8 protein-coding genes and 1 tRNA gene are annotated in these 8,033 nt (G+C 69.1%); 5 read left to right on the forward strand and 4 right to left on the reverse strand.

The window, feature by feature from the left end; genetic code table 11:
* A partial coding sequence (locus HKK72_RS32500) for a hypothetical protein (protein WP_187238261.1) occupies window positions 1–650 on the forward strand: 650 nt, incomplete at its 5' end.
* A gap of 62 nt (window positions 651–712) precedes the next feature.
* Here HKK72_RS32500 and HKK72_RS32505 read toward each other — a convergent pair.
* Both HKK72_RS32505 and HKK72_RS32510 read right to left on the reverse strand, forming a co-directional pair.
* Window positions 713–1,774: a D-alanyl-D-alanine carboxypeptidase family protein gene (locus HKK72_RS32505; protein ID WP_187238262.1), complete on the reverse strand. Its 1,062-nt coding sequence runs from the start codon at window positions 1,772–1,774 to the stop codon at window positions 713–715.
* Between the two features lie 95 nt (window positions 1,775–1,869).
* Window positions 1,870–2,343: a hypothetical protein gene (locus HKK72_RS32510; RefSeq protein ID WP_187238263.1), complete on the reverse strand. Its 474-nt coding sequence runs from the start codon at window positions 2,341–2,343 to the stop codon at window positions 1,870–1,872.
* A 203-nt stretch (window positions 2,344–2,546) separates the two neighbouring features.
* Between HKK72_RS32510 and HKK72_RS32515 the strand changes: the two genes are divergently transcribed.
* Window positions 2,547–3,482, forward strand: coding sequence for a phosphotransferase (locus tag HKK72_RS32515; RefSeq protein ID WP_187238264.1), 936 nt, complete (start codon window positions 2,547–2,549; stop codon window positions 3,480–3,482).
* Window positions 3,483–3,630: 148 nt separating this feature from the next.
* Complete coding sequence (locus HKK72_RS32520; RefSeq protein WP_187238265.1) at window positions 3,631–4,098, forward strand: NUDIX domain-containing protein; 468 nt, start codon at window positions 3,631–3,633, stop codon at window positions 4,096–4,098.
* Window positions 4,099–4,169: 71 nt separating this feature from the next.
* On the opposite strand, the gene HKK72_RS32525 is transcribed toward HKK72_RS32520, so the two are convergent.
* A complete protein-coding gene (locus HKK72_RS32525) occupies window positions 4,170–4,625 on the reverse strand; it encodes a hypothetical protein (RefSeq protein ID WP_187238266.1) in 456 nt (151 codons plus the stop codon).
* 110 nt (window positions 4,626–4,735) lie between these two features.
* Between HKK72_RS32525 and HKK72_RS32530 the strand changes: the two genes are divergently transcribed.
* Complete coding sequence (locus HKK72_RS32530; RefSeq protein WP_187238267.1) at window positions 4,736–6,520, forward strand: PQQ-binding-like beta-propeller repeat protein; 1,785 nt, start codon at window positions 4,736–4,738, stop codon at window positions 6,518–6,520.
* 282 nt (window positions 6,521–6,802) lie between these two features.
* Window positions 6,803–6,875, forward strand: a tRNA-Arg gene (locus tag HKK72_RS32535).
* 209 nt (window positions 6,876–7,084) lie between these two features.
* Here HKK72_RS32535 and HKK72_RS32540 read toward each other — a convergent pair.
* The coding region (locus HKK72_RS32540; protein WP_187238268.1) for a tyrosine-type recombinase/integrase at window positions 7,085–8,033 on the reverse strand (949 nt) is incomplete at its 5' end.

Raw genomic sequence — 8,033 nt, forward strand, 5'->3', positions numbered from 1 at the left:
CCGCCCGCGTGGTGCCCGACGGAGCCGTACGGTCCGCCGCACCCACCCGCCCGCCCGCCACGCACGGACCCACCGGGCAGCGCCCCACCGGGCAGGAGAACACCGGGCGCGAGGAGACGGAGCAGGGGAACACCGGGCGCGAGGACGCCGGACAGAAGCTTGCCGGACAGGGGCTCGATGGACGGGAGCTCGCCGGACAGGAACTCCCCGGACGAGTTCTGGCCGGACGAGTTCTGGCCGGACGAGTTCTGGCCGGACGGGTCCTGGCCGGGCCGATGCGCCGGGGCGAGCCGCTCACCGACGCCGGTTTGCTGGGTGCGGGGCTGCTGGACGGCTACGGACCCGACGTCGTCGCAGCACCGGTGCGGGTCGCCGACCCCGGAGCCGCGCGCCTGCTGCACACCGGCGACCGGATCGACATCCTCGCCGTCGCCGCGGGCGGCCCGCTGGAAGACGTCGTCCCGGCGTACGGACGGCGGGCGCGGACCGTCGTGTCGTCGGTGCCGGTCATCGCCGTACCCCGCGAACCTCCCGGAGACCACGGCGCGCTCATCGTCGTCGCCACGAGCCGGGAGCAGTCCATGGCGCTCGCTGGCGCAGGCGCGGGCGCGCGGCTCTCGGTGACGGTCGTCGCCGGCGACGACGGCTGACCCCGGCGCCCTGTGCTTCTCATCGCCGTGATCACGCAGTTGTTCACGGCAGGGCGGCAGGTTCAGTCGGACTTGGCGTCGTACTCCCAGTGCCAGGGCTCGAACGGGCTGCTGTAGGCCCACGTGGGGTGGAACCACCCGTACTTCGTGGAGTTGGCCCGCAGCCAGTTGAACTGGAGCGACCCCTGGTTCTGCACCCCGCCACAGAGGTCGACGGCGGTGCCGAGGCCGTGGTTGCTGCGCCCGGGGACGGCGGCGAAGCCGGGCCGCCGGTAGTAGACGCTCTGTTGTGAGGACAGGCTGCGGTAGGCGTCGCGCACGCACATGTCGACATTGAAGCGTGCCTTGTAGGCGGAGTTGAGCTTGTAGAAGGCCAGTGCCGAGTCCGCTCGCAGCTTCATGCCCTTCTGCGGCAGGGCGCAGAGGTAGCGTGCCGGGATCAGCCCGTTCGGGTACTTACGGGCGTCGGCGACCAGGCCGCGGTCACAGCCGAGGGCCAGCCGCCTGTCCCGGCTCGCCCGCATCTGGTCGAGGGTCTTGGTGAGCTGCTGCGTGAGCTGCGCCGACCGCTGCCGCAGCGCGGTGACCGTCTGCTGCAGCTTGGCCTGCTCGACCGCGTTGCCCGACTGCAGGGCCTGCGCGGTGGAGGCCAGTTGCTCACGGCGCTGCCTGAGCGTGGACACCTGCCGCACCAGCGTGTCCTGTCCGCTGGCGATATAGCTGACGTCCGCCGCGCCGCGGAGCCCGCTCACCGGCGCCTGCCCGCCGAAGACCGCCATCGTGCCTCCCGAGCCCTTCTGCTGGTAGGCGGCGTTCGCCAGTTGCGCGAGCGGCCCACGCATGGCGTCGAGCTGCGCGTCGGCCTGACCGAGGTCGCGCAAGGTGAGCTGTAGTTTGCGCTGCGACACGGCAAGCGTCTTACGACGGCTCTCCCACTGTTTGGTGGCTTTCTCCAGCTCGGCTCGCACCTTGGTCGCCTGCCGATGGAGAACCTCGACCGGGTCGCTGCTTCCGCGCTGCGCGGCGATCCCCGGCGAGACGAACGCGTGCGGTGCGCCGGACAGCGCAACCAACGCCATCGCCAGGAAGACCGCGGTCAGCACGCCTGACCGGGGAGATGACACGTGGACACTCCGGATGCTGTGGGGGGTGACAGCGCCAGGAACGTTACTACACGTTTCCCTTCGAACCAGATGTGACTCTGAGAAATCAGGAGATTTCAGTCAGTCCGGTAACCGTTCCTCTCGCACCACTCCCGCAACGGCGGGAACTGCCGCCAGTCGCCAGGACAGCGACGCCCCGACCGTGACCTCGGATGCCTCGGACTCGGCCCGGTGGCGCGCGGCGTCGGCGTCGGGGTCGCCTTCGGGGTGGCGGCCGCGGGGGGCACGAGTTCCCCACGCGTCGGATACGTACGCGGCACCGGTGGCGCGGGACTCTCGGGCGCGCCGGCGTCCGCCCTCTGAGAGGTCTCCGGACGGGAGGCCGGCTCGGTCTTGTGGTGCTGGGCCGCACCGAATCCGGCGAGCGCCACGCCGGTCAGCACCAAGCCCGCGACCAGCAGCACGACCCCGGTGTTCACCCGCAACCGGTCGCCGAGACGCACCGGCGCGGAAACCTCCGACCGCTCCTCTGGAGCGGCGTCGTCACCTTCCGGCTGCGGACCCGTCTTCTCACGATGCCGACCTGCCACGGGACAGGAGCGTACCGAGAGGCTGGTGGTGATGGGTCAACGGCACCGAAGTCGCCGGTCTCGACCACAGTCCACACCCGCCCCGCAACCCGCTTGCGCGCCGATGCCGAGGCTCTCCGCGGGCGCACGCAGGGACGAATCCGCCATGGACGTGACCAGGCGCGGCGGAGCCGCAGGCAGGTGCGTACGGTAGCGTCGCGGCCGTGAGCGGCGACCACGGAGCGGCAGGCGCTCCGGAGTGGGCGTCCGAGCAGGCCGTGTCGGCGACCGAAGCGGCCGAGCTCGTCGGGGCGCATTTCGCGGACCTGCGCGGCGCGCCCGTGCGGCTCCTCGACACCGGCTGGGACAACACCGTCTACCTGGTCGGCGCGGAATGGGTCTTCCGGTTTCCGCGCCGTGCCATCGCGCTGCCCGGGATGGACCGCGAGATCGCGGTCCTGCCGCCGCTGGCGCCGCGCGTACCGCTGCCGATTCCAGTACCCGAACTCGTCGGAACTCCTTCGCACGGCTATCCCTGGTGCTTCTGGGGTGCCCGCCTGATCCCGGGCAGGGAGCTCGCCGAGGCACGGCTGCCCGACGCCGACCGCGTCGGCGCCGCCGGCGAGCTCGGCGAGTTCCTGCGAGCACTGCACGATCCGGATCTGGTCCCCGCCGTCGGTGCCGGCCTGCCGGATGACCCCTTGCGCAGAGCCGATCCAGGCGTACGGGTGCCGATGGCCAGGGAACGCCTCGCCCGGCTGAGCGAGTACGGCGTCTGGAACCCCGCGGTCGAGGCACTTCTCGCCGAGGCCGAACTGCTCGGGCCGCCCACCGGCCCGGTGTCGGTCTGCCATGGCGATCTGCACGTACGGCATCTGCTGGTCGACGAGAACGCGCGGGCGGCCGGCGTCATCGACTGGGGCGACGTGTGCGTGGCCGACCCCGCCATCGACCTGTCGCTGGTCTACAGCGGCTTCGAGGGGCCCGCGCGTGCCGCCCTGCTGGCGGCGTACGGCCCGGTCGGTCTCGAGCGCGAGACCAGAGCGCGCATGCTCGCAGTGTTCCTTTGCGCCGCCCTCGCCGAGTACGCCGCATCGACCGACCGGGCGCAGCTGTTGGCCGAGTCCCTCACCGGCATCCGGCGAGCCGTGGCGGGCTGACGCCTTTCAAGGTGCGGCTCCATCCGCGGCTTCAAGGTGCGGCTTCGTCCGCGGCGGCGATCACGGATCTCGAGGTCTCGCCGACGGAAGCCACCGGATCTCGGCTCGCGTACGAAGCGCATCCAAAAGATCGCCTACAGTGATCCGGATGACAGCAGGTACCGAGAGCTTCGTCCGCCCTAGAGCAGCCGCCGGTGTCCTGTTCTTCGACCGGAACGACCGGGTGCTCCTGGTCGTGCCTTCGTACAAGTCCTACCGGGACATCCCCGGCGGCTACCTCGAACACGGAGAGACACCGAGTGAGGCCGCCGGCCGTGAGGTGCACGAAGAACTCGGCATCGCCCCGCCCATCGGCCGCCTGCTGGTCGTCGACTGGGCACCCAGTCAGACGGAAGGCGACAAGGTGCTGTTCCTCTTCGACGGCGGAGCACTGGACGATGAGTACCTCGGCAAGATCCGTCTCGCCCCCGACGAACTCACCGCGTACGGCTTCTACGACATCGCGCAGATCAACGAACTGACCATCGCGCGACTCGCCCGCCGCATCGTCCACGGCCAAGCCGCCCGCCATGAAGGCACTACGCGTTACCTCGAACACGGTCGGCCAACCGGCTGACGAACTTCCTCCCCCGCTGAGATCGGCCGGCCAACCAGCAGTGGCAACGCGTACTGCTTGCCGCCGGAGCCTCAACCCAGCTCAGTGTGAGCAGCGGCCAGGAACGCGATCTTGGGCCCGTCAACAACCTCGATGAAGGCCCAACGCGACGCGGCGCCGTCGGGGTCCATCTCCCGGTTCATCGCCTGGTTGAGGGCCCGAGCGTACGCATGGGCAGGCTCATAAAGAGAGGGGCCGAACAACAGATAGATCATCCGGCCCTGCACCCAAAGACGATCCATAGCGTCCTCGGAAGCGGCCCACCATTCGGAGCTGTCCTCTTTCTCTCCGGCGGCGCGTTCGGCCTGCTGAGTGGCTTGAATGAATTCCTGGAGCACCTCGAGCCGCTCCGCGCGACGCCTCTCAGCCAGTTCCTTCGCGTGACGGTTCGCCTCATTACGACTCACCTGCCGCTGGGTGGTGAGCTGAGCCAGATAGGACAGGCTACCGCTTTTTCCGAGAACGGCGGTGCCACCACTCGCGATCAACCAGGATGGGGGCAGGCGGGTCGCCCCGGACGCAGACGGTGAAACCGTGGCAGGTCTGCCTACGTCAATGTTCGGGTTGGTTTGGCGTTCCCCCAACTGGAGGTCCGGGTTTGAGGCTCCGCAAGACGCTCGTCGCCGTTTTCGCCGGCTCGGTATTCGTCACCGCGGCATGCAGCGAATCCGGTTCGGAGAAGAAGCCGCCACCGGCCGACCATTCGACCAGCCGCACCGCTGCACAGCCGTTCGGCGCCGCCGGCCCGGCTCCGGGCCAGTTCCGCAAGGCGTGGCAGGCCGACGTGCCGGCGCCGCCCCTCAGCCCGCAGCCGAGGATCGACTTCGTGGCGGGGCAGATCGTGGTGACGTCGAGCCGTGGACTGGACACCTACGACGGTCGGACCGGTGCGCCGCGGTGGCACTACTACGAGAGGTCCCGGCAGTTGGCCGGTATCACGACGACCGCCGACGCAGTGGTGGTCACCACGCGCGCCATGTTGGCCGATGGCTCCATACCTCTGGACGACAAGACCGCCGACCTCCGCACGACCGGGTTCGACGCGGCCACCGGGCGAGTGCTGTGGCGCGCGGATCGCTTCCAGCCGCTCGATGGCGGCGTGCCGACCGCGTACGAGCCGGTGAAGGCGTCGTCGGGCGGCGTCGTGGTGCTGCGGGACCGGACCACGCAGCGGAAACTGATCGGAGTGGACGCGCGTACCGGTCGGCAACGCTGGACGTGGACCGTGCCGCGCCTCGACAGCAGTTGCCACATCGACCCGCTCGACAGCGACGGCAGCCTTCTGTCGCTGAATGTGAACTGCCACCCCCACGCCGACGTGTACGCCCTCGACCCGGCCACGGGCGCCGTGCGGTGGCAGCGACTATCCGGCAACACCCGCTCGACGGTCCAGGGAAGGACCCGTAGCGGGATCACCATGCTGACCAGGACACGTTCAAAAGGCCGCAGCACTGGATTCGCACTGATCGGCGCCGACGGCAGGGAGATCCTGAAGGCGTCGCCCCGTCGCCTCGAATTGGCCGTCGGAGCGAGCGGCTTGGCGGTGGTCGGCGATCGGGCCGTCGTGAACTATGCGGACGGCGACGGCGAAGCAAGGGGCTCCAAGGTCAGAGAATGGATCGGGATCGTGAACCTCCGTACCGGAAGGTTGGAAAGGCGCGTCGAAGAGCATGAGGTCAGTGGTCTCGTCACCGTCGGTGGACGCGTGTACGGAGTGCGTTCGTGGCTCGGCGAGTATGACGGCAAGGACTCCGGGCTCGATCCCTTCCTGGTGCCGTCGGCGCTGGCCGTCATCGATCCGGCTACCGCCCGCGTGACGACCGTCCCGATGCCCTTCCCACGGTCAGGCTTCTGGCGGCCTGAGACCATGCTCGACAAGATGTGGGCCGTCGGTGACCGCGTCTATATGGCAAGGCTGCTCAAGACCGGCCTGCGGCTCGCCGCCTACACGCCGTCCGGTGCCCGATCACCGGTCGAACTCGGCGGAGCCCGGCAGGGCGACTGGTCCAACGCCTGTGCCCTCCTCAAAGGCGCCGGTTTCTGGGCACGGGAGCTCCACTCTCTGGATAAGACCCTCGCGCTCGGCCGGGCCATGATCCGCAACCCGCGCTGCTATCTCGATGGGGGGTCGGAGTTCTGGATCGGATGGGTGGCGCCGACGGCTCAGCAGGCCGACGAGCTTTTGGACGCCTCGGGCTCGGGGGCTAAGGCGGTGCCAAATATCGGCGACGAGGCATATGAAGTCCCCCACTACTCCGCGCGGCGGCTCGTGGTCAGGGCGGGGCGCTACATCGTGCTGTTCGAGGGCGATGGCGCGCCCAGCGCCGATCAGGACATGCTGGCGGCGGCCCGTGTCGTGGCCCGGCGGCTGGCCTCCCAGTGACCCGGCTCAGCGGTGGGCGATCGATTCGAGGCGGGGCCAGGCGATGGCCGCGTAGTGGCGAGGGCTCAGCTCCGCGAGGAGTGGGCGACCGTAGATGGGAGGACCAGGCGGCGGGACACGTGTGTGGATCACACTAGAATCCAAGAGCGCAGGTCGCCGCCTGACCGGTAGCCTGGCAGGGTCGTAGGAAGCGCCCCGGAGCAAGATCGCGGTATACGTCCGGAATGATCAAGGCCAGCACAGGACCGGCGGACCGGCTCCAGTAGGCTCTACCAGTGTCAAGCCCTCGTAGCTCAGGGGATAGAGCAACGGTTTCCTAAACCGTGTGCCGCAGGTTCGATTCCTGCCGGGGGCACCCCAGATGACCACCAGAAACCCCGGCTGACCAGCCCAAACGCAGGTCGCCGGGGTTTCGCGTATGTGCAGCCGGATGTCACCCGAAGCAGTCCTCAGCCGGTGATCACGGGATATACGCGGGATGAGACGTCGGGCAACAGCCCAGGTCAGCGCCCAAAAGAGAAGGGGCCCCGGGATGAACCGGAGCCCCCTTGAGCGTAGCCGCGATCAGGCGGTGAGTGCCCTTTCGATCAAGCCGTTGATCCGTTCGTCGTCGCCGTCCATGCACCCCGCGTAGACCTTCCACAGCACATCGACGCTGTGACCCAGGCGCCTTGCGACCTCCTTGGGAGGCACGCCGGAGTTGAGCAGCAGGGTCGCGCACGCGTGCCGCAGGTCGTAGGGACGTCCCGCCAGCGGCGAGATCTGCTGTCCAGGAGACAGCCCGAGCATGCGGGCGTCCTCCCAGATCCGAGAGACCGCCGAGGCCGAGATCACGCCACCGGTCGACGTCGCGAACAGCCGACCATCATCAGCCGTCCCGAACTCGTCGAGATGCTCCCGCAGAATCGCCACCAGCTCCGGCGGGATGGGCACCGGCCGGACGTCCCCCGCGGCACGCCGCTTGAGCCCCTTGTCATCGTGCGTCGCCCCGTCATCGGTGTAGATGCTCCCGACCGACGGCAGCGACCGAGCGAGTGTGAGCCGCCCCCATCCTTTCTCCGGCAGGTGGCAGTTCTGCTCTCGCAGACTCATGGCCTCAGCCGGACGCAGGCCAGCGAAGTACATGCAGGCGTACAGCGCCCGCATACGGCGGCCTCTCCCCCGGTACCTGCCGACGTAGGTAACGGCGGTCAGAAGCTCCCGAGCTTGCGCCGGATTGACGACCACGCTCCGGTCGACCTGCTCCACCTTCGCCGGAGTCTTCCAATCGATCCGATCGATCGGGTTGGCGTCCAAGAGCTTGCGCTCGTTCACGGCGTACTTGAGCACGTTGTAGAACACCGCCCGCTTACGCGCCACCGTGGTCGCCGCTGCCGGCTTTCCGGCCATCGTCAGCGCAAGGCCGTCCAGGCCCCGCCGGGTGACCTCAGGCTTGGCCAACTCGACGACCGGAACCGTCTTGCCCACCAGCCACCGCAGCGCCTGATCCTCCGCCGTCGTCAACGGCTGCTCA

Source organism: Actinomadura sp. HBU206391, assembly GCF_014323665.1.
Lineage (GTDB): Bacteria > Actinomycetota > Actinomycetes > Streptosporangiales > Streptosporangiaceae > Actinomadura_C.